22 protein-coding genes are annotated in these 26,037 nt (G+C 61.6%); 13 read left to right on the forward strand and 9 right to left on the reverse strand.

Going from position 1 to position 26,037, the window contains the following annotated elements:
- Nucleotides 1-96: 96 nt before the first annotated feature.
- A complete protein-coding gene (gene meaB / locus ALFI_RS14305; RefSeq protein WP_009598497.1) occupies nt 97-1,212 on the reverse strand; it encodes a methylmalonyl Co-A mutase-associated GTPase MeaB in 1,116 nt (371 codons plus the stop codon).
- A 4-nt stretch (nt 1,213-1,216) separates the two neighbouring features.
- A complete protein-coding gene (locus tag ALFI_RS14310; RefSeq protein ID WP_014776333.1) occupies nt 1,217-1,687 on the reverse strand; it encodes a TlpA family protein disulfide reductase in 471 nt (156 codons plus the stop codon).
- Nucleotides 1,688-1,757: 70 nt separating this feature from the next.
- Between ALFI_RS14310 and ALFI_RS14315 the strand changes: the two genes are divergently transcribed.
- The 11 genes from ALFI_RS14315 (at nt 1,758) to tsf (ending at nt 12,030) form a co-directional block, all read left to right on the forward strand.
- On the forward strand, nt 1,758-3,539 hold the full coding sequence (locus tag ALFI_RS14315; protein WP_014776334.1) for a glycosyltransferase: 1,782 nt from the start codon (nt 1,758-1,760) through the stop codon (nt 3,537-3,539).
- 154 nt (nt 3,540-3,693) lie between these two features.
- On the forward strand, nt 3,694-4,104 hold the full coding sequence (mce, locus tag ALFI_RS14320; RefSeq protein WP_009598511.1) for a methylmalonyl-CoA epimerase: 411 nt from the start codon (nt 3,694-3,696) through the stop codon (nt 4,102-4,104).
- 175 nt (nt 4,105-4,279) lie between these two features.
- Nucleotides 4,280-5,842, forward strand: coding sequence for an acyl-CoA carboxylase subunit beta (locus ALFI_RS14325; protein WP_014776335.1), 1,563 nt, complete (start codon nt 4,280-4,282; stop codon nt 5,840-5,842).
- Between the two features lies 1 nt (nt 5,843).
- On the forward strand, nt 5,844-6,293 hold the full coding sequence (locus ALFI_RS14330) for an OadG family protein (protein ID WP_052312797.1): 450 nt from the start codon (nt 5,844-5,846) through the stop codon (nt 6,291-6,293).
- 149 nt (nt 6,294-6,442) lie between these two features.
- Complete coding sequence (locus ALFI_RS14335) at nt 6,443-6,898, forward strand: biotin/lipoyl-containing protein (RefSeq protein WP_009598478.1); 456 nt, start codon at nt 6,443-6,445, stop codon at nt 6,896-6,898.
- 4 nt (nt 6,899-6,902) lie between these two features.
- Nucleotides 6,903-8,078 carry a sodium ion-translocating decarboxylase subunit beta gene (locus ALFI_RS14340; RefSeq protein WP_009598515.1) on the forward strand — a complete coding sequence of 392 codons (1,176 nt, stop codon included), beginning with the start codon at nt 6,903-6,905 and terminating at the stop codon, nt 8,076-8,078.
- A 328-nt stretch (nt 8,079-8,406) separates the two neighbouring features.
- Complete coding sequence (locus ALFI_RS14345) at nt 8,407-8,841, forward strand: DUF3592 domain-containing protein (RefSeq protein WP_014776336.1); 435 nt, start codon at nt 8,407-8,409, stop codon at nt 8,839-8,841.
- A gap of 334 nt (nt 8,842-9,175) precedes the next feature.
- A complete protein-coding gene (gene rplM / locus ALFI_RS14350) occupies nt 9,176-9,631 on the forward strand; it encodes a 50S ribosomal protein L13 (RefSeq protein ID WP_009598490.1) in 456 nt (151 codons plus the stop codon).
- Nucleotides 9,632-9,636: 5 nt separating this feature from the next.
- The gene (gene rpsI, locus ALFI_RS14355) at nt 9,637-10,023 is read left to right on the forward strand and encodes a 30S ribosomal protein S9 (protein ID WP_009598525.1); all 387 of its coding nucleotides are present in this window, start codon (nt 9,637-9,639) and stop codon (nt 10,021-10,023) included.
- Nucleotides 10,024-10,206: 183 nt separating this feature from the next.
- Nucleotides 10,207-11,148, forward strand: a complete 942-nt coding sequence (gene rpsB, locus ALFI_RS14360; protein ID WP_009598479.1) for a 30S ribosomal protein S2 — start codon at nt 10,207-10,209, stop codon at nt 11,146-11,148.
- Nucleotides 11,149-11,199: 51 nt separating this feature from the next.
- On the forward strand, nt 11,200-12,030 hold the full coding sequence (tsf, locus tag ALFI_RS14365) for a translation elongation factor Ts (RefSeq protein WP_014776337.1): 831 nt from the start codon (nt 11,200-11,202) through the stop codon (nt 12,028-12,030).
- A gap of 484 nt (nt 12,031-12,514) precedes the next feature.
- Here the strand turns inward: tsf and ALFI_RS14370 are convergent, their stop codons facing one another.
- The 4 genes from ALFI_RS14370 to ALFI_RS14385 are packed head-to-tail and all read right to left on the reverse strand — an operon-like array spanning nt 12,515 to nt 19,443.
- Nucleotides 12,515-13,363 (reverse strand): hypothetical protein, encoded by an 849-nt coding sequence (locus tag ALFI_RS14370; protein ID WP_014776338.1) that lies wholly within the window; start codon nt 13,361-13,363, stop codon nt 12,515-12,517.
- Nucleotides 13,363-14,352 (reverse strand): hypothetical protein, encoded by a 990-nt coding sequence (locus tag ALFI_RS14375; protein ID WP_014776339.1) that lies wholly within the window; start codon nt 14,350-14,352, stop codon nt 13,363-13,365. Before ALFI_RS14375 ends, ALFI_RS14370 begins: the two co-directional genes overlap by 1 nt.
- Nucleotides 14,353-14,354: 2 nt before the next feature.
- Nucleotides 14,355-16,298, reverse strand: coding sequence for an ATP-binding cassette domain-containing protein (locus ALFI_RS14380; protein ID WP_014776340.1), 1,944 nt, complete (start codon nt 16,296-16,298; stop codon nt 14,355-14,357).
- Nucleotide 16,299: 1 nt separating this feature from the next.
- Nucleotides 16,300-19,443 carry a UvrD-helicase domain-containing protein gene (locus ALFI_RS14385; RefSeq protein ID WP_014776341.1) on the reverse strand — a complete coding sequence of 1,048 codons (3,144 nt, stop codon included), beginning with the start codon at nt 19,441-19,443 and terminating at the stop codon, nt 16,300-16,302.
- 106 nt (nt 19,444-19,549) lie between these two features.
- Between ALFI_RS14385 and ALFI_RS14390 the strand changes: the two genes are divergently transcribed.
- Nucleotides 19,550-20,257: a GIN domain-containing protein gene (locus ALFI_RS14390; protein WP_042493792.1), complete on the forward strand. Its 708-nt coding sequence runs from the start codon at nt 19,550-19,552 to the stop codon at nt 20,255-20,257.
- Nucleotides 20,258-20,475: 218 nt separating this feature from the next.
- Entirely contained in the window at nt 20,476-23,358 is a 2,883-nt protein-coding gene (locus ALFI_RS14395) for a PD-(D/E)XK nuclease family protein (protein ID WP_014776343.1), read from the forward strand.
- Nucleotides 23,359-23,364: 6 nt separating this feature from the next.
- Here ALFI_RS14395 and ALFI_RS14400 read toward each other — a convergent pair whose 3' ends face one another.
- The 3 genes from ALFI_RS14400 to ALFI_RS14410 all read right to left on the reverse strand — a co-directional run bounded on the left by ALFI_RS14400 (nt 23,365) and on the right by ALFI_RS14410 (nt 26,027).
- Nucleotides 23,365-24,012: an HAD family hydrolase gene (locus ALFI_RS14400; protein WP_014776344.1), complete on the reverse strand. Its 648-nt coding sequence runs from the start codon at nt 24,010-24,012 to the stop codon at nt 23,365-23,367.
- Nucleotides 24,013-24,074: 62 nt separating this feature from the next.
- Nucleotides 24,075-25,025, reverse strand: coding sequence for a M23 family metallopeptidase (locus tag ALFI_RS14405; RefSeq protein WP_014776345.1), 951 nt, complete (start codon nt 25,023-25,025; stop codon nt 24,075-24,077).
- Between the two features lie 3 nt (nt 25,026-25,028).
- The gene (locus ALFI_RS14410; protein ID WP_009598512.1) at nt 25,029-26,027 is read right to left on the reverse strand and encodes a M23 family metallopeptidase; all 999 of its coding nucleotides are present in this window, start codon (nt 26,025-26,027) and stop codon (nt 25,029-25,031) included.
- Between the last annotated feature and the right edge of the window lie 10 nt (nt 26,028-26,037).

A 26,037-nucleotide genomic window follows, 5' to 3' on the forward strand; every position in this document is an offset into this window, starting at 1 on the left:
GGTGTCTGCACTGCGGCAGACACCCTCTTTTTTGTTCGTATTTCTCCCAGAAGTTTCCGCAATCCGCAGTTCGCGCGGCGTGCGTCGGCCGGAGGACTATTTCAGGTCCTTGAAATAGATGTCCAGCAGCTCTTTGGCGGCGATGAACGACGAGATCTTGTCGTCCAGCACGCGCTGTTCGTATTCGGCGATGCGCGATTCGACCGCGGGATCGTGGTAGAACGAGTTGCGCAGCACTTCGTTGATCGACTCGTACATCCAGTATTTGTTCTGGCGGTTGCGGTTGTGTCGGAAGTAGCCGTTGGCCTCGATGTGGTCGAGGAACTCCTCGACGCCTTTCCATACCTCTTCCAGTCCCGTTCCGGCTACGGCCGAGCAGGTGTAGACTTTGGGCCGCCAGCCCGATTCCGGCAGAGGGAAGAGCCGCAGCGCCCCCTGAAACTGGGTTTTGGCGAGTTCGGCCTTGTGGATGTTTTCGCCGTCGGCCTTGGTGATTACCATGATGTCGGCCATCTCCATGATGCCGCGCTTGATGCCCTGCAGCTCGTCGCCCGCGCCCGAAATCTGCAGCAGCATGAACATGTCGACCATCGAATGTACGGCCGTTTCGGACTGTCCGACGCCCACCGTCTCGATGAAGATCACGTCGAATCCCGCGGCTTCGCACAGCACGATCGTCTCGCGCGTCTTGCGGGCCACGCCGCCCAGCGATCCCGCCGAGGGCGAAGGGCGGATGAAGACGTCGGGATTGCCCGAAATGCTCTCCATGCGGGTTTTGTCGCCGAGAATCGAGCCGCCGCTGCGTTCCGACGAAGGGTCGATGGCCAGCACGGCGAGCTTGTGCCGCAGCGAGGTGACCATGTTGCCGACGGCTTCGATGAAGGTCGATTTTCCGGCTCCGGGGACGCCCGTGATGCCGATGCGGACCGATTTCCCGGCGTGCGGCAGGCAGCGCTCGATGATCTCCTGCGCCTGCGCGTAGTGCGCAGGGTTGTTGGACTCGATGAGCGTGATGGCCTGCGAAAGGGTGGTGATGTTGCCGGCGAGAATGCCCTCGACGTATTGGTCGGTCGAGAGCTTCGGCTTCTTGCGGCGCGTGAAGTAAGGGTTTACGATCGGCTGATCTTCAACGCCTTCGGTGACGTTCAGAGCCGTGTCGTGGTGCATGTCGGCGTACTCTTTTTCGTAATGGTTTATCTTGGTGAAAGACATGTTGTTATTTGCTTGATTTATCGATGATTTCGGGTGTCAGGTGAAGTGAATTTCCCTGCCAGAGCGCCCTGTTTTTGGAATCGACCAGCACCCCGAACGGAACGTACTGCACGCCGAACGCCGTGAAGATCTTGCCTCCGGCGTCTATCGCCACGGAGATTTGCGGCGATAGGTAGGGTCTGAGCAGGGGGCCTATTTTGTCCTCTTTTTCCTGCGTTATGACAACCACGCGCAGTTTGGTACCCAATTTGTCCGTCATCGCCCGGAGCTGTTTGAGCGACGTGATGCAGGCCGCGTTCGACGACTGGAAGAACTCGACGTAGGTCAGCCGCGGCGTGGCCGCGGGTTTCTGTCCGTCGAGCCATGCAGGGACTTTCAGTTCGGGCACACGCTCGCCCAGAGCGATATTCTGCGCGTCGGCCGCCGCAAAAGGCAGCAGGGCCGCGAGGAGTAAAATAAGCAGTATTTTCTTCATAAGAGCGGACTTATTTTTTAGCGAAGATAACAATTATTTGCCACATAGACGAAATTTTTTACTTGGACTTATGAAAATCGGATTCGACGACACCCCGGCCGCACCTGCCGGAACCTATTCCCAACACCTTGCCAGACTTTTGGCCGAGTATGCCCCGGAGCATGAATATATCATTGACGGAAAGCGCTGTAAGGAGTTCGACCTCTACCACGGCTTCCGGCCCGGACTTCCCTTTCCGGTGCTGCTGCGCCGCATACCGTGCGTCATGACGGTCCACAACCTCAATTTCCTGCGCTACCCGCATCTCTATTCGCTGGGCGAGCGGCTGGTGCTGCTGCGCCTGTACCGGCGGATGCTGCGTTCGGCCAGCCGGGTGATTACGGTCAACCGCGACGCGCGGGAGGAGCTTTCGGACCGGCTGCGGATCGACCCCGGCAGGATCGAGGTCGTGATGCCGCTCGCGGCGCGTATGCCGCAGAATCCGCCCGACGGCGCCGAGCTGGAAGGCGTGCGGCGCAAATATGCGCTGCCGCGCGATTTCGTGCTGATGCTGGGGACGGTCGAGCCGCGCCACAATCAGGAGGTGCTGTTCGAGGCGCTGGCCCTGCTCCGGGAGCGGGAGCGCGAGATGCTCGAAACGAGAGGGGCGGAGATGCCGACGGCAGCGGAACGGACTGAGGTGCGGGCTGCGGAGCGAACCGGGGCGCAAGCCGGGATGCAAAGCGGGACGGAAGCTGGGACAGAAACCGGGGCGGAAACCGGGACTGAAGCTGGGGCGGAAACTGGGATGCGAACCGGGGCGCGGACCGGGGAACAACCTGCAGGAGATGCTGCGGAGCGAACCGGGGAGCGGGCAGCCGGACGGAATGTGGAATCGGTTGCGGAAGAGGGGGCTTTTGCGGAGACTGTTGCGCGATCCGTGCGGGAGCCGGACGGCGGCGGGGACCTGAATCCTGAAAATGCAGGCTGGCGCGACGATACGGCGTCGGATGGCGTCGGAGGGTACGGCGACGTGGAAGCCGGAGCCAGGTTGGCGATGCGCGGCGTCGGTGCGGACACTCCGGATGCGAACCGGAATACGGTCGCGGAGTTCGCCGCCGCCGGTCGGGAGCATCTCCGGCCCGCGGACGGAACCGCACGGAGCGGCGGCGCCGAAACCGCCGAAACCGCCGAAATCGCCGAAATCGCCGAAACCGCCGAAACCGTCGGAGTCGGCGAAGCCATTGGAGCCGCGGACCGCGGTGCCGACATGTCGGTCGGAGGTGTCTGCCGCAGTGCCCGTACATCCGTCGGAGATGCGGGCCGCGACGTCGGTGTATCCGTTGCGGATGCGGGGCGCAGTGACGCCGCCGTTGCCGCAGGGCGGCGGGGCGCTGCCGGAACCGACGGCCGACCTCCGCTGCCGCAGCGCGTCGGAGTTGTGGTGTGCGGCCGCCGCACGGCGTATGCCGACTTCCTGCTGGGCTATGCACGTGAGCGGCATATGGCGGCGCGGGTGGATTTCATCTACGAACTTTCGCCCGAAGACCTGCCGGCGCTGTTCCGGCTGGCCCGGACTTTCGTCTACCTGCCCGACGCCGAAATCGAGGCTTCGATCGTGCCCGTGGTCGAAGCGCTGAGGGCCGGGCTGCCGATAGTGCTGAGCGATACGCGGCTCAACCGCGAAGCGGCCGGAGACGCGGCAGTTTATGTCGATCCCGAAGCGGTGGGAGAGGTCGCCGCGGCATTGGAAAACGTGCTCTGGGACGAGACCTTCCGCAGCGAAATGCGCCGGCGCGAACGCCGCCGCGCCGAGCTTTTTTCGGAATACGCCGTCGCCCGCCGTCTGATCGATATTTACACTTCGTTGTGAAGCGCGCGGCCGGCCCGAAAAGTGACAGATATTCCGAAAAAAATACGATAAAAGGCTTGGGTATTTCGAATTTAATGCCCTATCTTTGTGTTCGTTTTATAACAGTGCCTTGAAATGACACGGAACATCCACTAACTTAAATTAATATTTTGCTATGAAAGTTTCTCATATCGAGCATCTTGGCATCGCGGTGAAGAGCCTCGATGAAGCAATTCCCTATTGGGAGAACGTTTTGGGCCTGAAGTGCTATGCCGTCGAAGAGGTCGCAGACCAGAAGGTCCGCACGGCGTTCTTCATGCTCGGTCAGACCAAGATCGAACTGCTGGAGCCCACTTCGGAGGAGTCTACCATCGCCAAGTACATCGAAAACCGCGGTGTCGGCATTCATCACATGGCGCTTGCCTGCGAGAATATCGAGGAGCAGCTCGCCGACGCCGAGGCCAAGGGCATCCGCCTGATCGACAAAACCCCGCGCAAGGGCGCCGAGGGCATGACCATCGCCTTCCTGCACCCCAAATCGACGCAGGGCATCCTCACCGAGCTTTGCGAGAATAAGAACAAATAGGAACAACGAGCGTTCGTATCGCTCCCTCGGCCCCGTTTTTTACGCCGCCGCCGGCGAAGAAGTCCCCGCCGAGGCGGGGATTTGGGGGTGGGTCAGACCAGTAAACGCGGCCGACGGCCGCGGGGCGGGACAGTCCGGAACGAACGTGCATGAAACTATACTAACAAGCATACTTATGAGTGAAATTCAAAACAAAATCAACCAGCTCATCGAGAACCGTGCCACCGCACGTCTCGGAGGTGGTCAGAAGCGTATCGACGCCCAGCATGCCAAGGGCAAGTTCACGGCCCGCGAGCGTATCCAGATGCTGCTTGACGAAGGCTCATTCGAGGAGTTCGACATGTTCGTGACGCACCGCTGCTATGATTTCGGCATGGACAAGAGCCACACCTTCGGCGACGGCGTCGTAACGGGTTACGGTACGATCGACGGACGTCTGGTCTATGTCTTCGCACAGGACTTCACGGTAACGGCCGGTTCGCTGTCGCTGTCGATGTCGGACAAGATCTGCAAGGTGATGGACATGGCGCTGCGCAACGGCGCGCCCTGCATCGGCATCAACGATTCGGGCGGCGCCCGCATTCAGGAGGGTGTCAACGCGCTGGCCGGCTACGCCAACATTTTCCAGCGCAACGTGATGTCGTCGGGCGTGATCCCGCAGATTTCGGCCATCTTCGGCCCCTGCGCCGGCGGCGCCGTCTATTCGCCCGCGCTGACCGACTTCATCATCATGAAGAAGGAGACGTCGAACATGTTCCTCACGGGCCCGAAGGTCGTGAAGACCGTGACGGGCGAGGACGTGACGCAGGAGCAGCTGGGCGGCGCCACGATGCACACCACCAAATCGGGCGTGGCGCAGTTCGCCGTAGATACCGAGGAGGAGGGCATCGCGCTGATCCGCAAGCTCATTTCCTATATGCCGCAGAACAACATGGAGGACGCTCCGCTGGCGGTCTGCACCGACAAGATCACCCGTCTGGAGGATTCGCTCAACGAGATCGTTCCTGACAGCGCCAACAAGCCCTACGACATGTCGGAGGTCATCAAGGCGATCGTCGACAACGGCGAGTATCTGGAGTCGGCTCCCGGCTATGCCAAGAACGTCATCACCTGCTTCGCCCGTTTCAACGGCCAGAGCGTGGGCATCGTCGCCAACCAGCCCAAGTTCATGGCCGGCGTGCTCGATATCAATGCCAGCCGCAAGGCTGCGCGCTTCATCCGCTTCTGCGACGCGTTCAACATTCCGATCGTGACCCTCGTGGATGTTCCGGGCTTCCTGCCGGGTACGACGCAGGAGTACGGCGGCGTCATCACCCACGGCGCGAAACTGCTCTTCGCATACTGCGAGGCTACGGTGCCCAAGGTTACCGTTACGCTGCGCAAGGCTTACGGCGGCGCCTATATCGTGATGTCGTCGAAGCATATCCGCGGTGACATCAACTACGCATGGCCGACGGCCGAGATCGCCGTGATGGGCGCCAGCGGTGCCGTCGAGGTGCTCTACGGCAAGGAGGTCGCAGCGATCGAATCGCCCGAAGAGAAAGCCAAGTTCGTGGCCGAAAAGGAGAAGGAGTACAACGACAAGTTCTCGAACCCCTACAACGCCGCCCGCTACGGCTATATCGACGATGTGATCGAGCCGCGCAACACGCGTTTCCGCATCATCCGCGCCCTGCAGTCGCTCTCTACCAAACGCCTGCAGAACCCGGCCAAGAAACACTCTAACATTCCGTTGTAGTATGAAGCGTGCGATTTTAACAGCAGGATTGCTCTTCGCGGCTCTGGCTGCTTCGGCTAAAGGCGCCGATACGATCCTCGACAAGGACCCCGTCGGCATCTACGTTACGATCGTTTCGGTGGTGACGGTGCTTTCGGCGCTGATCGTCCTCTTTCTGCTGATCCAGCTTTTCGCCAAAGTCATGGTGAAGAGCGCGCAGAAGAAGGCCGCCAAGTCGAAGACCCGCGGCATACTGGTCGACGACATGAAGGTCTCGGTGCCTGCGGGCTGCGACAGCGTGGTCAACGGCGAGATCATCGCCGCCATCGCGCTGGCCGTGAAGCTCAACAAGGCCGAGATGCACGACCGTGAGAGCGACGTGATTACTATCAACAAGGTGGCGCGCGTCTACTCGCCGTGGAGCTCGAAAATCCACGGTCTGACCCCGATGCCCGAACGAATCAGAAAATAAATTTAGAGAGCGCTCCGCAAGCCGTCCGAAATCCGCTTTCCGCCGCGGGCATGCCGGCCCCGCCGGGGCGATCCCGATCGGTGCGAACGCCGGAACCGGGACTGCGGTCCGGAACCGGAAGACGGCGCGGAATTAAACAAACGAATTTTATGAAAGAATACAATTTCAAGATCAACGGTAACGACTACACCGTCGGCATCGAGATTCTCAACGACACCGAGGCCGATGTGATCGTCAACGGCGCCTCCTATTCGGTCGAGGTGCTCGACACGACCGTGAAACCCAGCGTGGCGGCCAAACCTCAGGTGGCGGCCGTTCCCGCTTCGCATCCCGTGCAGCCTTCGACCGTTCCGGTTACGAAGCCTGCCGCGGCGGCTCCTGCGGCTGCGGGCGAGTCGCCCGTGAAAAGCCCGCTGCCGGGCGTCATCCTCGACATCCGGATCAAGGAGGGCGACACGGTGGCCGTCGGCCAGACGCTGGTGGTGCTCGAAGCCATGAAGATGGAGAACAATATCGACAGCGACCGCGCCGGCGTTGTCAAGTCGATCAAAGTCAACCGCGGCGACTCCGTGCTGGAGGGCGACGTGCTCATAACTCTCGGATAGGCGTATGTTAGACTTCCTTTCATCGTCGTTCCTCGGCGAAAGCGTATCCAAGTTCGTGCACGAGACGGGATTTGCGCAGCTCTTCCTGCAGGAGGGCGGCTACAAGTACCTCATCATGATCGCCGTGGGGTGCTTCTTCCTCTATCTTGCCATCAAACACAAGTTCGAGCCTATGCTTCTGGTGCCGATCGGCTTCGGTATCATCATCGGCAATATCCCGATGGTGACCGGCCACGGAATCGGCATCTATGAGGAAGGCTCGGTGCTCAACTACCTCTATTTCGGCGTCCGTTACGGCGTCTACCCGCCGCTGATCTTCCTCGGCGTGGGCGCCATGACCGACTTCTCGTCGCTGATTTCGAACCCCAAGCTGATGCTTATCGGCGCTGCTGCGCAGATCGGTATCTTCGCGGCCTACATGGGCGCTCTGGCGCTCGGATTCCCGGCCAATGAGGCCGGTTCGATCGCCATCATCGGCGGCGCCGACGGTCCTACGGCCATCTTCCTGACGAGCCGTCTGGCTCCGGAGTACATGGGCGCCATAGCTATCTGCGCCTATTCGTACATGGCTCTCGTACCGGTCATCCAGCCGCCCGTGATGCGTCTGCTGACCTCGTCGCGCGAACGCCTTATCAAGATGCGTCCGCCGCGTGCCGTCTCCTCCACCGAGAAGATTCTCTTCCCGATCATCGGTTTCCTGCTGACGACGTTCGTCGTGCCTGACGCGATTCCGCTGCTGGGTATGCTCTTCTTGGGCAACCTTCTGAAGGAGTCGGGTGTGGTGAAGCGTCTGGCCACCACGGCCAGCAACCAGCTGATCGACATCATGACGATCCTGATCGGCATCACGGTGGGAGCTTCGACGCAGGCGTCGGTCTTCCTGACTCCCAAGACGCTGGGTATCTTCGTGCTGGGTGCATGCTCGTTCTTCATCGCCACGATGGGCGGCGTGCTGTTCGTCAAGTTGATGAACCTCTTCCTGAAGGAGGGCAACAAGATCAACCCGTTGATCGGCAATGCTGGCGTTTCGGCCGTTCCGGCCGCCGCGCGCGTGTCGCAGGATATGGGTATCCGCTACGACCGTTCGAACTACCTGCTGATGCACGCCATGGGTCCCAATGTGGCCGGTGTGGTCGGGTCGGCAGTCGCCGCAGGTATTCTGCTCTCGTTCCTCGGATAGGGGATTTCGATATTGACAGGGACGGCTTCGGGGCCGTCCGGTGTAAAGAGGGTTTCGGGTTGCCGAAGCCCTCTTTTCGTGCGACAAGGCGGAGTCGGAGTTTTCGGTGTGCGGGGGCCGGAGTTTCGGTGTTCGTGGCCGGAGTTTTCGGTGTGCGGGCCGGGGGTATGGGACGGAGTTCGCAGATGCCGGGGGGGGCGGTTGTGGTTGTGGTTGTGGTTGTGGTTGTGGTTGTGGTTGTGGGGGATGTGCGGGCGACGGGCTTGCAATTTCTCCTTTGTATGTTTTCGCTGTTTTTCGTATTTTTGCAAACTGAAAAAACGTTTTTATGAACCGGGTGAAGTGGATATTGCTGGGGGTATGTCTCTTCGGGATGCTGATCGGGGCGGCCGTGGCGTATTCCGGCTATGTGAAAAAGCGGCTGGATGCCGATGGGGCGGAGACCCGTGCGGTGCTCACCGCGAGTTTTTCGCGGACCGAATGCGTCGGATACCGGCCCGGATACCGGGGACGGATGCACCGCAATTTCCGTGAAAAGCGCACCGTCTATTATTTCAGATACCGGTTCAGGGTGGGCGGGACCGATTATACCGGCAAGGTCCGCAAAACGGAAAATCTCATGACGGCCCGCATCGGCGATTCGGTCGTCGTGCGTTATCTGCCGGACGATCCCGACGTACATCGCTTGGTCCGCAGCGAGGGCGGCAAATACAGGGTGATACGGCCCCGGCCGCGCAGCCGCGCCCGTCGTTCGGCATCCTGATTCCTCCTGTCTCCGTGGCCGTGCCCGCCGTTCGGCGTCCTGACCCGTCCTGATCCGTCCCCGTCTCCATTGTTGTGTCTGCCGTGCGGCGGCGTGACCCGCCCTGTCTCCATTGCCGTGCCCGCCGCTCCGGCCTTCGGTGCGTTCGCGGCATGCTTTTTTAGCTGTTGCTGGGACTTTAATTGCCTTAAAATAAGAATTTTTCGGCGATTGTTCAAGTTTTTTGTTTTTCGGATTTATTTGTTTTTGCAGTTCGGAAACTTTTTCGTACCTTTGCGCACCCGCTTTCGTGCGGGAAACGGATTACAATAAGTTAAATTAAACGTAAAACAAAGTGGATTCATTAAGCTACAAGACTATCTCGGCCAATGCATCGACGGTGACCAAGGAATGGATCGTCATCGACGCTACGAACGAGGTATTGGGACGTCTTGCATCGCAGATCGCGAAGATCCTCCGAGGCAAGAACAAGCCCAGCTACACGCCCCACGTGGATTGCGGTGACTACGTCATCGTCATCAATGCGGAGAAGGTGAAGCTCACGGGCAACAAGATGACCGAGAAGGTCTACACGCGTCACACCGGATATCCCGGCGGCCAGCGTTTCGCTACCCCGGCCGACTATCTGGCAAAGAAACCGACGTTCATCGTCGAAAAAGCAGTCAAGGGCATGCTGCCCCGCACCCGTCTGGGCGCCGCCCTGCTCAAAAACCTGAAGGTATACGCCGGCTCGGAGCATCCGCACGCCGCGCAGAACCCGAAGACCATTAAATTAAACGAGATTAAGTAAGAGTTATGGAAGTTGTAAACACCGTAGGTCGTCGTAAGGCCGCTGTGGCTCGCGTATACGTGAAGCCGGGTAAGGGTCAGATTACAATCAACCGCAAAGCGCTTGAAGTTTACTTCCCGCTCGAAATTCTCCAGTATCAGGTGAAGCAGCCGCTGCTGGCTACCAACACCGTGGAGAATTACGACATCGCCATCAACCTCGATGGCGGAGGTATCACGGGACAGGCTTCGGCCGCTCGCTTGGGCATCGCACGCGCATTGTGCGAAATCGACGCCGAGATGCGTCCGGTACTGAAGAAGGCCGGATTCCTCACGCGCGATCCCCGCGAGGTTGAGCGTAAGAAGCCCGGTCAGCCCGGAGCACGCCGCAAGTTCCAGTTCAGCAAGCGTTAATCCGAACGACCTATTTTCGGCAGGCACGGCGAGGGTTACAAACCGGAACGACTACCTATATATTATATATATCGCGTATTACCTTCAGGTTGCCCCGCCGCGGAAAATCCGCGGGACCGGCAAGGCCGCTACCCGCCGGATTGAAGAAAAGAGAATTAAAATTATTAAACACATTGAATTAAAATGTCACGTACAGATTTTAATACATTACTGGAAGCCGGTGCGCACTTCGGTCACCTGAAGCGCAAATGGAACCCTAAAATGGCTCCTTACATCTTCATGGAGAAGAACGGCATCCACATCATCGACCTGCACAAGACCGTGCTGAAGATCGATGAGGCCGCTGCAGCCATCAAGCAGATCGCCAAGAGCGGTCGCCGCGTGCTGTTCGTAGCCACCAAGAAACAAGCTAAGGAGATCGTTGCCGAAAAGGTGGCAGCCGTCGGTATGCCTTACGTTACGGAACGTTGGGCCGGCGGTATGCTGACAAACTTCCCCACCATACGTAAAGCCGTCAAGAAAATGTCGACCATCGACAAGATGAACAGCGACGGCACGTTCGATAATTTTTCCAAGCGCGAGAAACTCCAGATCGCACGCCAGCGCGCGAAACTTGAGAAGAACCTCGGTTCCATCGCCGACCTGACGCGCCTTCCGGCCGCCCTGTTCGTCGTTGACGTACAGAAGGAGTCGAATGCGGTAAAAGAGGCCAAGCGCCTGAGCATCCCCGTATTTGCAATGGTAGACACTTGTTGTGATCCGACCGACATTGATTACGTTATCCCTGCAAATGACGATGCCACCAAATCGATTGCCGTAGTGCTCGATGCCATGTGCAGCGCTATCGCCGAAGGTACCGAAGAGCGCAAGCTCGAAAAGGAGAAGGAGGCGCAGGAGGCTGAGGCCGGTGCCGACGCTCCCGTGAAGAAGGAGGGCAAACCCCGCATCAAGAAAGCCGTGAAGGCCGCTATCGATGCCGAGGAGGCCGCCGTAGCCGACGTCGTAGCCGCTGTCGAGACTCCGTTCGAGGAGCCTGCTGAGGTTGCGGCCGAAGAAGCTGCCGTTGTTGCCGAGGAGGCCGCTGCGGTTGCAGCCGAGGAGGTTGCCGAGGCCAAGGCCGAGTAATTCGGGCCTTTGGGAAAAGAAATTAATCACCTAAAAGAAAGGAAAAGTATTATGGAAATCAAAGCTGCTGATGTAATGAAGCTCCGCAAGATGACCGGTGCCGGTATGATGGACTGCAAGAAAGCCCTGATCGAAGCCGAAGGTGACTTTGCACGCGCTCAGGACATTATCCGCGAGAAAGGTAAGCTCGTCGTTGCCAAGCGTGCCGACCGCACCGCTACCGAGGGTGTCGTCGTTACGAAGATCGTAGGTCAGAAGGCCTATATCCTCTGCTTGGCGTGCGAGACCGACTTCGTGGCTCAGAATGCAGAATATACCGCTTCGGCCGAGGCGATGCTGGAGGTTGCCGTAAACAGCGACGCCGCAGACCGCGACGCCCTGATGGCTGCCAAGAACGCCGAAGGCCACACCGTCGAGGAGATGGTGACCGAGAAATCGGGGCAGACGGGTGAGAAGATCGAGCTGGCATACTATGCCCGCATCGAGGCTCCCTACTGCGCTGCTTACGTACACTTCAACAAGAAGCTCGGTACGATCCTCGGCTTCAACAAGGAGGTTCCGGCAGAGGTTGCCCACACCGTCGCCATGCAGGCCACGGCTATGGCTCCCGTGTCGATCTCGGAGGCCGACTGCCCCGCAGAGGTTGTGGAGCATGAGCGCAAGATCGCCGTCGAGGCGATGAAGCAGGACCCCAAGAACGCCAACAAGCCCGAAGCCATCCTTGAGAAGATCGCCGAAGGCAAGATGCGCAAGTTCTTCGAGGAGAACACGCTGCTGGCTCAGGCCGTAGTGGGCGAGAAAGAGTCGATCGCCGACTTCATCCACAAGGCAGACAAAGAGGCGACGGTTATCGCTTACAAGCGTTTCGCACTGGGCGAATAATCCGACCGAAGGACGGCAAGAAGACCGTTCGTATATTGTGAAAGACCGGAACTCTCCGATGAGTTCCGGTCTTTTCGTGTGTATGGTCTTGTGGGAGCCTTTTATAGGATGTTTCATAGGATGTTTCATAGGAGGCCGGCTTCTGTGCGGAGTATGCCTGACGTATAGTCGGCAGCGGCCGGAAAGAAGCCGAATGGCGATTGCCGAAGGGTGTCGGCTTGGCGGTTTCTTGTGTCCTTATGCCGAACGAACGTACGGCGCTTTGCGCTTGCCGGAAATAACGCTGTCCGGATTTTCCCGGAGCGTTTTCCGGTTGTTCTCGATTGTCTGTTTTGCCCGGCTGTATTATGTCGTCGGCTGTTTTTGCGTCGTCTCCGGTTGCGCCCGATCTTTTCGGCCAATCGGTCGGAAACGACCGAAAGGCGCTTTCCCGGTTATTCACGCTCTGTTTTCAAGACTTTTTCGGATGCCGCAAATCCCGGTTCTATCTGATCCCCAGCCGCCAGAGCGCCCGCAGGATGAAGCGTCTGACGGCGGCGGGCAGCGTCAGCCAACAGCGGGACTGTCGTCGCCACCGGCGGGAAGCGGTGGAGACGATGCGGCCGGAAGGGCGGATGACAGCCGTCATAACGGCCGCTATGTCTGTCGCTGCGCAATGTTCGGTCATCCGGTGGTTGCCGTCGCCTGCGAGGGTGAAACGAAGCCGGGGCGGGGCAGGTGCCGTTTCTGCGGGTGTTTGGCCGGGATTGCTGGTCGCTTGGGGATTTTCGGAATTTTCGGGGCGTGCCGGAAGCGGAGGGGTCGCCTTGCCGGTTTCCCGGAGCGCGGGGAGCGGAGCGGGAGTATCTCCGGCGTTGGAGGCCGTTGCCGACGCAGCTGTTGTCGCCGCTTCCGTTGTTGCGGCCGTTGGTATTGCCGACGCTTCCGGTGTCTTTGTTATTGTCTCTACCGTCGTGTTTGCCGATTGCGGGGGCATCTCCCCGCTCTCCGGTTCGATGCGGAGAATGCGGTGGAGGATATGGCGTCCTTCGCAGCGGAACAGCACCACGTCGCCCGGTTGCAGGGCCTGACTTCCGGAGGGAAGACGGTCGGGGTGGGAATTTGCGGCGGTGTCGGGGGCGGTTTCGTTTCGCGCGAGCCTGTTTTGCTTTCGGGCGGCTGCTGCCGTTTCGGAATTTCCGGTGTATCGGGCGATCGGAGTCAGTACTGCGATGTCGCGTTCGCTGCGCAGCAGGGGCCGCATGCTGTGGCCCTTCATGCGGATCTGGACTTCGTGTCCTTCGGCGAGCATCGCTTCGACCTGCTCGAAAAACAGACGGTTCGAAAGCTGCATCACGGGCGGGGATTTGCGGATTCGCCGCCGAAAATCGTGCGGCAGGCCAGTTCGGCGGCCGCGGCGTCGGGCAGGCATTCGAGGTGGTAGACCGGGACCTGCGCCACCACGGCCGAGACGGTTGCGCATACGGCGTCTTCCAGCGTTTCGTCGTGGGCGAACGACGGCGGGCACGAGGGCAGCAGCGCGCCGATGGCCTCGATCGCCCGCAGGCGGCGAATCCGGTTGTGCGGAGCCTGTGACAGCCGTACGATGGCCCGGATCGGTTGGCATACGTTGCGGTAGCAGGGCGTTTTCCCGCTCCACGGCGCACCGAAGACCATGGCCTGCGGTTTTGGGGCGCCGGTTGTCGCTGCGCTTGCGTCCGGAGTTTCAGCCGCAGCTGCGGGGGCGTTCGCCGGATTTTGGACGGCTCCGCAAATCGGGTCTGCATCTGCGGTCTGCACGATGCGGACGATCGGACTGTCGTCGTTGAGCAGCTCCGCGCCGGGGATATGTTCACGCCACAGACGGGTGTGGGTGCTTTTGCCGGTGCCCGATTCGCCGAGGAACAGCACGGCCCTGCCGTTCAGGCTGATGACCGACGAATGGATGGCTACGGCCTGCCGCGCCACGGCGGCGATGTTGAACATCGACCATAATCCGAAGCGGAACAGCGCCGGGTTGTGCCGCAGTGTGACGTCGGTCGTGACGAGCGGTGCGCCGAACGCCTTGCGGAAACGGGCGGCGGCGCAGCCGTCGCGCGGCGTCATGGTGAGCAGGTAACCTTCCGAGTCGCGGCCGAAACGGCAGTCGGCGTCGGCATCGGCGAAGTCGAATTCGTCGAGTTCGCGGTAGCCGTCCGCTTGGCGGATTTCGCCGCGGGTTTCGACGCTCAGGTCGGCCGGGCCTTCGTCTGCGGCGGCGAAGGGCGCCAGCGCCGTGCCGAAAGACCCTGCGGTGAATTCCTGCGGGACGGCGATGCGTATGCCTGCTATGATGTATTCCATAATTATTCTCCTATTGTGATGATTCGGGTGCAGTATTCGAGCGAACTTTCGCGGTGGGCGATAACCACCAGCGTCAGCCCCTTGTCGCGCGCCGCCAGCTCGGCGACCGAACGGTTGATCTCCTCCTCGGTGCGGCTGTCGAGCGCCGAGGTCGCCTCGTCGAAGAAGAGCACGTCGGCCCGACGGTAGAGCGCGCGGGCGATGCCGATGCGCTGGCGCTGTCCGCCCGAAAGGCGGCAGCCGCATTCGCCGACATGGGTGTCCATGCCTTTGGAAAGTCCCGCGACGAACTCTCCGAGCCGGGCGGCTTCCAGCGCTTCGGCTACGCGGCCGCGGTCGATTTCGTCGTCGGGAACGCCCAGCGCGACGTTGGCCGCGAAGCTTCCGTCGGCGATGAAAAGGTTTTGCGAGACGTAGCCGATGCGGTTTTGCCATGCGCGGCGGTTGGCGGCGGTGAGGGGCGTGCCGTCGATCGTTATTTCGCCCCCGGTCGGTTCGTAAAGTCCCAGCAGCAGGTTGAAAAGCGTCGTTTTCCCTGCGCCCGATGCGCCGCGGATGCCGATGCGTTCGCCCTTGCGGATCGAGAGCGTAAGGCCGCGGAAAAGCTCGTGCCCGTCGTCCGCGAAGCGGAAGCCGAGGTTGCGGACGGCGATTTCATGTTCGAAAGACAGTATTTCGGACGCGCATGCTCCGGATGTGCCGCCGGCCGAAACGGATTTCGTTGATTTTGCGGTGCAGGGCTGTTTGGCCGGGGCTGTTTGGCCGTAAGGAGCCGTTTGTCTGCCGGATGCGGTTCGTTTGTCCGGAGCCGTTCGCCTGCCGCGGGCGGTCTCGCCGCTCTCCGCCGCGGAGTATTCCGACGGCGGGATAGCGGCGGCATCAGTATGGGGGCCTTTCCCGGCTCTCTCGGCGGCTCCGGAGAGCGTGTCCGGCGATGCGGAGGAAGGTTCGTCCCCGGCCGTTGCGTCGCGCAGGACGGCGATCGTGTAGCGGTTGTACTTGATCGAGGTCCAGCCCGCCATGATGCTGCGCACCGAAGGCATCAGGCGCAGCGCGGCTACGGCGAAGACGCCGAAAAGCAGCTGTGCGCGTCCTTCTTCCGCGCCCAGACTCAGCGCGACCAGCAGGGCCATGCCCAGCGCCAGCCCGATTTCGGTAAAGGCCTGCGGAAGCATGCCGATCGCCGTTTCGCGCAGGCGCGTGCGAATCACCTGATCCATCGCCCGGTCGAACGAACGGAGCATCATCGGGAAGGCGTTGTTGATCTCGATGTCGGCATAGCCGCGGAAGGTCTCGGCCACGAGCCGCGCCTTTTCGCGCTGGGCCTTGTTTTCCAGCTCGCCGTAGCGGTTGATGCGGTTGCGCACCAAGCCGTAATAGATCCAGATCGAAGGCAGGAAGACCGCAACGGTCAGAACCGCCGCAACGGGCGCGTACCAGAGCAGCGCCCCGAAAAGCAGCGCCAGCAGCAGCGCTTCGGCGGCGATGGCGGCGGCGGGTTTCAGCACGCCGGCCGTGAAGGCCAGACAGACGACATTGACGTTGCGGGCCAGCACGGCCGAGTTCGACGACTTGACGAACGGCAGTCCCCGGTCGTGGTAGGTGACGTAGAGCCGCCGCGAAAGGGTGCGGTAGAGGTCGTAGATGTAGTTGCGCTCGATGCGCGCCAGCCAGAGATTTGTCAGGCATTTGAGGACGATAACGGCCACCACGGCGGCGCAGACCGTCAGCGCGAAACTGCGCGGCGACGTGAAGCCCAGCGCCGTGTAGATGCGGGCCAGCTGCCCGCCGCCGTCGAGACTCCGGGCGTCGAGCGCCAGCGCCAGCACGGGCAGCAGCACGGCCAGTCCGAGGAAGTTCAGCCCTGCGCGCAGCAGCAGCGTGCAGGCCATGCCGAAGCCCCTGCGGCGGAATTTGTGCGGTATGATGCCGATGATTTCGTTCATGTCATTCCTCCACCTTTTCGATTCTTCCCAGTTTCACGTACCACAAATACCCCTCGGTTTCGGTGTAGCCCATCTGCCGCAGCAGGGCGAGGTATTCGCGCACCTGACGGCGGTAGCGTTCGGGTTCGCGGCCGCCGAACTTGTAGTCCACGACCACGGCCCGCGTGCCGCGGATCATCACGCGGTCGGGACGCCGCGCGGAGGAGCCGCCGGGAATGATGATTTCGTTTTCGTTGCGCACGCGCTCCCAGTCCCCGGCGAACCACTCGCGGGCCGCGGGGTGTTCCAGCGCGCGGGCGATCATCCGCCGCAGGGCGGCGGCTTCGGCGGCGGAAAGCGTGCCGTCGGCCTGCATCCGCTCCACGGCGAGGCGTATCTGCTCCTCGTCGTCGGCGTTTTCGAAGGCCTTGTGCATCAGGATGCCGAAATTGCGGGGCGAGAGTTCCACCTCTTCCTCCTGCTCGAAATAACGCTGCGAGGGGAGCCGCAGGCGCAGGTCGGCGCGCGCCGTGGGGTAGTTTTCCAGCACGACGTGCTCGGCGCCGGACGTTTTGCCGCCGTCGGCGACCGGGCCGCGGAACTGGCCGAATTCGAACCGCTCGCCCGTTTCGGTGACGGTGTAACGCCCTTCGGCACTGCCCGCGAGGACTTTGTCGCCGTCGGTGAGGATGCTTTGGAGGAGCAGTCCGCCGACGGTTTTGCCGCCTTTCTGCGGGATGAAGACATGCAGCGATTCGGCGGCGCGCGTCAGCGCCACGTACAGCAGATTGACGTTGTCGACGTGCGAGTAGACCAGTTCCCGGTAGTACTCCGCCGAGAATCCCGATTCGGCCATCGACTTCTTGTATTTCACCGGAAAGCGTCCCACGGCTTCGGCGTCGCCGTGCGCCTCGGCCCAGACGATGTTGGTCACGTTGCCGCCCGACTTGGGGTCCAGCTGCCACGAGCAGTAGGGGATCAGCACCACGCGCTTTTCGAGTCCCTTGGCCTTGTGTATCGTGGTGATCTCGACGGTCGTTTCGCTCTCCTCGACGCTCAGCGAACGGTTCTGCCCCTGCTGCTCCCACCAGTCGAGGAACAGCGCGATGTCGGCGATCTTGCTGGAACAGAAGCCGATGATCTGTTCGTGGATCGCCTGCAGGTAGGCCGTCTGCTGTTTGTCGTCCTGCAGACCGTGCCGCATGACGATGCGTTCGAACGCCTCTTCGGGCGACAGCAGGCGGATCGAGCGGAAGAACGTCCGTTCGTCGTCGGACAGCGGGCGGTCGAAGCCGCGGCCGAGGTAGTGGTTGTAGACGGCGCGGCTCAGCGAGTCGTCGGGGTTGAGCGACAGCCGCAGGGACGCGGCGATGAACGAACTGACGGGGGCGTTGCCCACGATCAGCGCCTCCTGCGTCATCACGTCGAAACGGTAGCGGGGATCGGTGTTGCAGCGTTTGAAGTCGAGCAGCTCGGCGGCGACCTTGGCGCCGTCGGTGGCCCCGCGTACCAGTATCATGATGTCGCGCGGCCGGAATCCCTTGTCCAGCACCTCGCAGATGCGCTCCACGACGGGCGGCTGCTCGGCGAAGGTCGAGACCGAGACGTAGCCCGGCCGGTCGCTCCGGCGGCGGGGAGTCTGCGCGTGTCCGCGATAGGCGTCGCGCAGGGTGTCGTGCAGTGCGGCCGCCGCCGCGGGGTTGATGCCGCCCTTTGCGGCCGCTTCGTCGAGCGTCTCGTTCAGCGCCCGGTTGTCGGTCTCGACCACGCGGCCGATGATCTCGTTGTTGAATTCCACCACGGCGGGCAGGCTGCGGTAATTCTCCCTGAGTATCTCCACCTCGGTGCTGGCCGGGTCGAGCTGCGCCTGCGCCTGCGAGTGGAGGATTTTCCAGTCGCCGCCCCGCCAGCGGTAGATCGACTGCTTGATGTCGCCCACGATCAGCACCGACGTCGCCTCGCTCTGCGACATGGCGTTTTGCAGCAGGGGCAGGAAGTTCTCCCACTCCTTGACGGAGGTGTCCTGAAATTCGTCGATCATGAAGTGTTCGAAGCGGTTGCCGACCTTCTCGTAGATGAACGGCGCGTCGTTGTGGCCGATGAATTCCGAGAGGATGTATTTGGTCTCCGAGAGGAGCATCATGTTCTGCTCGTCGCACAACTGCTGCACCTTGGCGTAGAGGTCCGACAGCAGCGCGAAGCTGCGGTAGTTCTCGCGCAGCAGGTCGCAGGTGTTCCACGAGCGGACGTTGGCGTCGTACAGATCGCACATTTCGCGCAGCAGGGGTTGCAGCCGGGCGGCGAGCGGCGCGGCGGGCGATCCCTTGGGCGCCCAGCCTTCGGTCGTCAGGCTCATTTTGCCGACCGTGGCGGTGTAGGGTTTCAGCTCTCCGGCCGCGACCGTGAGGAAATAGTGGGCGAAACTGCGGCTCTTGCCCGTGAAGTCCGCCGGGCCGACGCCCGCATCGGCCATGATCCGTACGGCCTCGGCCGCACGCTCCCGCATCTGCTGCTTGGTCGCCGCGGCGCGCGCCGTCGCTTCGCCGACGATGCGGCCCAGCTCCTCGCGCGAGCGGGCGAGGGATAGAGCCTCCTTGTTCTTCTCCTTGAACAGTTCGCCGCCGAGCGTCAGGATGCCGTCGCGGACGTCCCACTTCTTGCCCTCGTCGATGCGCTCCTGCACGAAGTCCGTGAGCCAGCGCTGCAGGTCGCGGTCGGTGGTTATCTGCTCGATGAGCGTGTCGGCGCTCTTGGTCAGCACCGAGGCGGTCTCGATCTCGACGTTGTAATTGAGGTCGATGCCCAGCTCCTTGATGAAGGCGCGCAGGATGCGCTGGAAAAAGGTGTCGATGGTCAGCACCGTGAAGCGCGAGTAGTCGTGCAGGATTTTCGAACGCACCTCCGCGGCCCGCCTGCGCACCGTGGCGGCGTCCATGTCCAGTTCGCGGCAGAGGTTTTCGAGGTAGGAGCTTTCGCCGCCCGAAGCCAGCAGGTGTATCTCCTTGAGGATGCGCGACTTCATCTCCTCGGTGGCCTTGTTGGTGAAGGTCACGGCGAGGATGTGGCGGTAGATGGAGGGCTGTTCGACCACGTCGCGCACGTATTTGTATGCCAACTGGTAGGTCTTGCCCGATCCGGCGCTCGCGTTCAGAATTTTCGCTCTCACTGTCCGAAATGTCGTTTTAGGTAGTAAAAGTACAAAACAAATCCCGAACGGCAAACCGAGGTTTGCAATAATTTCGTAAATTAGCGACGTATTAAAACCGAAAAGTATGAAGAAGATGATTCTGAGCGCGGTGATGCTGGTTTTTGCCGCATCGGGTTATGCGCAGGAAACGGGCGCTGCGGGCGCCGGAGAGCGCAACGAGTGGCTGCCCACCTTCGAGGCGGTTGCGGTCGATGCCGATCTGGACGTCAAATTCGTCCGGGTTCCCGACACCGAGGCCCCGAAAATCGTATACGACACCAAAGGCTCTTACACCACCAAGTTCCGCGCCGAGGTCAAGGACAAGACCCTGCGCATCAGCGAGAAGCCCGATTCGCGCCGTCCCGAACGCACCGAGGTGACGGTCTATTACAACGCGCTGCGGGCCGTTTCGCTGTCGGGCGCGGCCGCGACGTTCGAGGGGACGCTCGACGCCGCGGTGCTCGACGTGACGGTCAACCGCAAGGCTTCGCTGACGGCGAAGCTGGACGTCAAGGACCTCAAGATGGAGCAGACGGGATACAGCACGGCGAACCTTTCGGGTTCGGTGCGTTACCTGACGTTGTATGTATCGACGGGCAAGGTGGCCGCATCCGATCTGGAGGTGATGTCGGCCGAGGTCAATGCCCAGAGCAAGGCCGAGGTGTCGTTGTGGATCACCGACCGTTTCGTGGGCAAGACGACGACCAATGCGCGGATCAGCTACAAGGGCGATCCTAAGATCGTACGCGGCGGCGCGAAGTTCATGGGCGGCGAAATCAACCGCGTGGAGTAGCGGATGAAGGGTTTTCGCATATCGGCCCGCCGGAGCGCTCCTGCGGCGGGGCCTGCCGGCTTCTCCGGGCGGGGTGGAACGGGTATTCCTGCGGCGGACGGCGGAGCTGTCTGGCTTTGCCGGTGTAACCGGCGCACCTGCCGGGATACGGAGACGATTCGGCGGGGGCCGGTGGGGATGCCATTGTTTTACGGGACTGAAAACACTGTAGGGCGGCTATGAAAGGATTTCTGGAAGAGGTCGCCGGGGACCTGTATGCCCGATACGGCGAGGGACTGTCCGAGAGGGCCGTGCTCTTTCCGTCGCGGCGTGCGCGGCTGTTTTTCGTCGATGCCCTGACGCGCATCGCCGGGCGGCCCATGTGGCAGCCCGAATGGGTGACCGTCGACGACCTGATGAGCGAAATATCGGGCCTGCATGCGGGCGACCGCGTGCGGCTCATCACCGAACTCTATAAGGTCTATTCGGAATTCCACACCGAGCCGTTCGACAAGTTCTATTTCTGGGGCGACATGCTCCTCACGGACTTCGACACGATCGACAAGTACCGGATCGACGCGCAGATGCTCTTCCGCAACATCTCCGAAATCAAGGAGATCGAAGCCGACATCTCCTACCTGACGCCCGCCCAGCTGCAGATTCTGTCGTTCTGGTCTTCGCTGGGCGAGGAGGCCGATCTTTCGGAGGAGAAACGCCGCTTTCTGGCGATCTGGAAGACGCTCGGCCCCGTTTACCGCAAATTCCGCCGGCGGCTCGTGTCGCTCGGCATCGCCTACAACGGCATGGTCCAGCGGGCCGCCGCCGACCGCATCGCCGAAGGCGCGTTCGCCTTTCCCGAACCGCGGAGGTATGTAGTGGCGGGATTCAACGCCCTGTCGGAGTGCGAAAAGCAGCTCTTCAAATTCCTTGCTGTTGCCGCCGAAACCGATTTCTACTGGGATTACGACGCTTATTATAAGGACAACCCCGAACAGGAGGCCGGGATGTTCGTGCGCTCGAACGTCGCGCTGTTTCCGCCCCGGACCGAATTCGCGCACGACAACATGCGGGGCGAAAAGGAGGTCGTCTCCGTGGCCGCCGTGTCGAACGCCGTGCAGTGCAAATACGCCGCGGCGATTCTCGCGGACCTCGCACGCCGCCGCGCGCAGGAGGACCCCGAAGTCGCCGCCGGGCTGAAGCCCGCCTTGGGCAAGGAGACCGCCGTGGTGCTGACCGACGAAAACCTGCTGCTGCCGCTGCTGTACGCCCTGCCCGCCGATATAGGCCGTGTGAACGTCACGATGGGTTTTCCCCTGCGGCAGAGCCTTGCCTACACCTTCGTCGAACGCCTTGTGGAGCTGCAGAACCACCGCCGCAAAAAGGGCGGCGGCTGGACCTTCTACCATGCCGACGTGGCGGGTATTCTGGCGCATCCCTATGTCGCCGAGTGCGACGCCGCGCTGACCCGCACGATGCACGAGGAGATCGTCCGCGACCGGCGGATTTCGGTCGATGCCGCATGGCTGGGCCGCAACGAACTGCTGAAACGGATCTTTTCGCCCGCGGCGGAGTGGCGCGAGCTGTCCGATTACCTGCTGGGCGTGATCGCCGCCGTGGCGCGCCAGCCCTACGAGGGCGACGACGCCAGACAGCGGGTCGAATTTCTGGCCGTCATCGCCGAGCAGGTGACCAAACTGCGCAACTCGCTCGACGAATGCGACATCGAGCTTGCGACCGAGGTGTATACCTCGCTGCTGCGCCGCCATTTGCAGACGCTGCGCATCCCCTTCGAGGGCGAACCGCTGGAGGGGATTCAGATCATGGGTATTCTGGAGACCCGCAATGTCGATTTCGAGAACGTCATCCTTCTCTCGATGAACGACGACAATTTTCCGGGCAACCACGTCGCGCAGTCGTCGTTCATTCCCTACAACCTGCGTGCGGCCTACGAACTGCCCACGCCGGAACACCACGAAGGGGTCTATGCCTACTATTTCTACCGCCTGATCCAGCGCGCGAAGAGCGTGCATATGCTCTACTGTTCGCATGCCGACGACAAATCGACGGGCGAGCCGAGCCGCTATATCTACCAGCTGGATTACGAGAGCGGCTTCGACGTGCGCAAGATCGAGGTGGGGGTGGACGTGAACCTCGCCGAGACGGCTCCGATCGAGGTGGCGAAGGACGGGGAGGTGATGCGGCGGCTGGAACGCTTCGTCGATGCCGAAAGTCCCGCCGCGCTTTCGCCGACGGCGTTTTTCCGCTACGTGGCCTGCCCGCTGCGCTTCTATTTCCACTCCGTGGCCCGGCTCGAAGCCGACGACGAGATTTCGGAGGAGGTCGATGCGCCGATGTTCGGCACGATCCTTCACGCCGCCGTGCAGACGCTCTACGCCCGGATCGTGGGCGAGGAGCATCCCGGCCAGACCCTGCGGGCGATGATCCGTTCGGGCGAGGTCGCCGCGGCGGTCGAGCGGGCGATCAACGAAAATTATTTGCAGGACGAACGCGCTTCGGCCGAAGATTATACGGGCAACCTGCTGCTGGTGAAGGATATCGTCACGCGCTACCTGCGTGGCGGGGTGATGCCTTACGATGCGGCGCACGATGCGTTCGCCGTGTCGGGACTGGAGGAGCGGGTGGCTTATTCCTTCCCGTTCCGCGCCGGGGAGCGCGAGCTGGAGATGAAGTTCGGGGGCATCGCCGACCGTATCGACATGCTCGGCGACGGCGCGCTGCGGGTCGTGGACTACAAGACCGGGGCGCCGCATCTGGAGTTCGACGGCGTGGAGAGCCTTTTCACCGGAACCGGCAAACAGCGGCTGTCCAATATCCTGCAGACGCTGCTCTATTCGATGATCCTGCACCATACGCGGGGCTGCGACGCCGAACCCGCGCTCTACTACGTCCGCAGCATGAACCGCCCCGACTATTCGCCGCAGCTGGACGACAAGCAGCTGGGCGTCAGGGGGGCGCGCTATACGCTTTACCGCGAACGTTTCGAGGAGCTGCTGCGCGCGCAGCTGGCCGAAATGTACGACCCTGCGGTGCCGTTCCGCCAGTGCGAGGACGCCGATACGTGCAAGTTCTGCGATTTCCGGATAATCTGCAAACGGGGCTGAGACGGTTCAGAGTTTCACCCTGAAATACGACGCTCCGCTGCGGCGGGCCGCTTCGAGACCGATCTCGGAATCCTCGAAAATCAGGGTTTCGCGCGGCGTGCAGCCCTCGCGGCGCATGGCTTCCAGAAAACAGTCCGGGGCGGGTTTGCTGCGCGCGACGTCGGCGCCCGAAAGAATCCCGTCCACCGCGTTTTCCTCCGGCAGTCTCTCTCCTTTGCGTGACGTGTCTTCGTCCGGCGTTTCGAGACGCCGGACGGCTTGCGGTCCGGCGATTCCCAGATGCCGCATGGCGTTGTCGATATTGGCGCGGCTGCCCGTCGAGACGATCCACACGCGGCCGCCCTGCGCACGGAACTGCCGGCAGAAATCCCATAACGGCCTATTGAGCCGCACGGTGTCGAAAAACGTGGGGTAGAGCGCGATCTTGCGCAGCCGCAGCCGTTCGCGTTCGGCCGGGTCGGCGATGCCGATCCGGGTCAGGAAATCGTCGCACCGCATGCCGAAATAGCGGGCCGCATACTCCTCTTCGGTGAGCGTATAACCCGCTTCGCGCAGCGTGGCGACATAGGCGAGCGTGTTGGCACGCCGGGTGTCGGCCAGCGTGCCGTCGAAATCCAGAAGGATCAGTTTTATTTCGGAGCCGGGGTGTGTCATGTCGTGGCGGAAAATAGGGAACGCCGCAGAAGGCGCGGTTTTTTGAGTTTCGGTGCAGGCTGTCAATCGAACGACTGCATGCCCGACTGGGCGATGCGCATCAGACGCTGGTATTCGGTGGGCGAAAGCTCCATGAAGAAGTAGTGGATCGGGTCCACGCGCATGCCGTTGTAGCGGACTTCGTAATGGAGGTGGGGCGCCAGCGAAAGGCCCGTGTCGCCCGAAAGGGCGATGATGTCGCCGCGGCGCACCTGCTGGCCCTTGCGGACGTTGATCTTCGAGAGGTGGTTGTACGAAGTCTCGTAGCCGTTGCCGTGGTCGATGACGACGGTCTGTCCCGACGTCGAGTTGCGCTGGGCCACCTCGCGCACCGTTCCGTCGGCCGTGGCGAAGACGCGCGACCCTTCGGGAATGGTGTAGTCCACGCCCTGATGCGATTGCAGCGTCTTGTAGAAGGGGTGGATGCGCATGCCGTACGAAGCCGTGAGCAGCGTCAGCTGCTTGTTGATCACGGGCTGGATCGACGGGATGTTGTCGCACCGGCTGCCGGCCGAGTCGATGCGCGCCTGCAGGTCGAGGTAGGTGTCGTTCAGCTCGTCGAGCCGCGTCTCCATTTCGGCCACGCGTTCGCGCAGCTCGCGTTTGAGACGGCGCGACGAACGGTTGAAGATGTTTTCGTAGGTGGCGGCCTGCTTGCGCTCGTACTCCGAGTCGAAGTCGTAGGGGTCCGACTCGAAGAGGATGCGGAAGACGTTGCGGTCGCGTTCCGAGAGGTTGCGCATCACCGTCGTCAGCGTGTCGTATCGCTGGACGAGGGCCGTGTATTCGCGGCGCAGGCGGTCGGTCGAGTGCTTGAGCTCGTACTCGACGGGCGTGTCGAAGAACACCGAGAAACCGATGTAGTAGAGCACGGCGACGCCCGCCCATACGAAGAAATGGATCGTGGCGCGTATGATGTTCTGTTTGCGGCGCTTACGCTTGCGAAGCCGTATCAGGTCCTTTTTTCCGGCCATACGTTACATTTCGAAATTGGTTTCACGCATCCGCGCCATCAGGTCGTCGTATTCGGCGGCGGTCATGTCGCGGTTGAAATAGTTGACCGGATTCACGGGCGTACCCTTGTGAATCACTTCGTAGTGGAGATGGGGGCCTGTCGAGCGGCCCGTGTTGCCCGTTTCGGCGATCACCTGACCGCGGGTCACGCGTTCGCCCGGTTTGACCAGCACCTTGCTCAGGTGGGCGTAGCGGGTCTTGTAGCCGAAACCGTGGTTTACGAGCACCTGATAGCCGTAGCCGCCGTTGTAGCCGCTGCCGACGGCCAGTTCCACCTCGCCGTCGCCGGTGGCGTATACCGGCGTACCCCGGTCGCAGCCGAAATCGACGCCCGTGTGGGCCTGCACGCGGTGGAGTACGGGGTGGTAGCGGCGCGGCGAGAATGCGCCGATGTGGTTGTTGTGCAGCGCCGAACGGTCGATGGGCCAGATGGCCGGAACCGCCGCCGACATCTTCTCCTTGTCCTGCGAGAAGGCCTGCAGTTCGTCGAACGACACCGATTCGAGGTAGAGCGTGCGGGCCAGCGCGTCGAGCTGCCGCCACGTGCCGACCATCAGCGGGGCGTAGTCGTCGTCGAGCAGCGCGGCGTATTTGGTGTCGGGGTAGGGCTGCCAGACGCCTTCGATCGACATCGTGTCGGTCGAGAAGAGCGAACGGTAGACGTAGTTGTCGCGGTGGCGTATTTCGTCCACGTGGCGCTGCGCCGTGCGGATGCGGTCCTGCAGGATGCGGTATTTGATCACCAGATCGCGGTTCTCGCGGATGATGCGGTACATCTTCGGGGTGTAGAAGAAGTAGGAGAAGAGTACGTTGGCGATCGAGACGAGAATGAAGCCGATGAGTATCTTGCGGATCAGACGGTAGGTGCGCAGGCGGAACGGGGCGGTGACCACGTCGCGCGTCAGTGTCTGCGCCTCGTGCGTCAGCGTGTGTGTATCCGATCTTTGCCCTTTTTGCCCCATCGTGGAAAAA

The organism is Alistipes finegoldii DSM 17242 (assembly GCF_000265365.1).
Taxonomy (GTDB): Bacteria; Bacteroidota; Bacteroidia; order Bacteroidales; family Rikenellaceae; genus Alistipes; species Alistipes finegoldii.

Bases quoted from the DNA above. Each gene is read 5' to 3' on its own strand.
- meaB (WP_009598497.1), bottom strand. From the start codon at position 1,212: ATGTCTTTCACCAAGATAAACCATTACGAAAAAGAGTACGCCGACATG.
- ALFI_RS14310 (WP_014776333.1), bottom strand. From the start codon at position 1,687: ATGAAGAAAATACTGCTTATTTTACTCCTCGCGGCCCTGCTGCCTTTT.
- ALFI_RS14315 (WP_014776334.1), top strand. From the start codon at position 1,758: ATGAAAATCGGATTCGACGACACCCCGGCCGCACCTGCCGGAACCTAT.
- mce (WP_009598511.1), top strand. From the start codon at position 3,694: ATGAAAGTTTCTCATATCGAGCATCTTGGCATCGCGGTGAAGAGCCTC.
- ALFI_RS14325 (WP_014776335.1), top strand. From the start codon at position 4,280: ATGAGTGAAATTCAAAACAAAATCAACCAGCTCATCGAGAACCGTGCC.
- ALFI_RS14330 (WP_052312797.1), top strand. From the start codon at position 5,844: ATGAAGCGTGCGATTTTAACAGCAGGATTGCTCTTCGCGGCTCTGGCT.
- ALFI_RS14335 (WP_009598478.1), top strand. From the start codon at position 6,443: ATGAAAGAATACAATTTCAAGATCAACGGTAACGACTACACCGTCGGC.
- ALFI_RS14340 (WP_009598515.1), top strand. From the start codon at position 6,903: ATGTTAGACTTCCTTTCATCGTCGTTCCTCGGCGAAAGCGTATCCAAG.
- ALFI_RS14345 (WP_014776336.1), top strand. From the start codon at position 8,407: ATGAACCGGGTGAAGTGGATATTGCTGGGGGTATGTCTCTTCGGGATG.
- rpsI (WP_009598525.1), top strand. From the start codon at position 9,637: ATGGAAGTTGTAAACACCGTAGGTCGTCGTAAGGCCGCTGTGGCTCGC.
- rpsB (WP_009598479.1), top strand. From the start codon at position 10,207: ATGTCACGTACAGATTTTAATACATTACTGGAAGCCGGTGCGCACTTC.
- tsf (WP_014776337.1), top strand. From the start codon at position 11,200: ATGGAAATCAAAGCTGCTGATGTAATGAAGCTCCGCAAGATGACCGGT.
- ALFI_RS14370 (WP_014776338.1), bottom strand. From the start codon at position 13,363: ATGCAGCTTTCGAACCGTCTGTTTTTCGAGCAGGTCGAAGCGATGCTC.
- ALFI_RS14375 (WP_014776339.1), bottom strand. From the start codon at position 14,352: ATGGAATACATCATAGCAGGCATACGCATCGCCGTCCCGCAGGAATTC.
- ALFI_RS14380 (WP_014776340.1), bottom strand. From the start codon at position 16,298: ATGAACGAAATCATCGGCATCATACCGCACAAATTCCGCCGCAGGGGC.
- ALFI_RS14390 (WP_042493792.1), top strand. From the start codon at position 19,550: ATGAAGAAGATGATTCTGAGCGCGGTGATGCTGGTTTTTGCCGCATCG.
- ALFI_RS14395 (WP_014776343.1), top strand. From the start codon at position 20,476: ATGAAAGGATTTCTGGAAGAGGTCGCCGGGGACCTGTATGCCCGATAC.
- ALFI_RS14400 (WP_014776344.1), bottom strand. From the start codon at position 24,012: ATGACACACCCCGGCTCCGAAATAAAACTGATCCTTCTGGATTTCGAC.
- ALFI_RS14405 (WP_014776345.1), bottom strand. From the start codon at position 25,025: ATGGCCGGAAAAAAGGACCTGATACGGCTTCGCAAGCGTAAGCGCCGC.
- ALFI_RS14410 (WP_009598512.1), bottom strand. From the start codon at position 26,027: ATGGGGCAAAAAGGGCAAAGATCGGATACACACACGCTGACGCACGAG.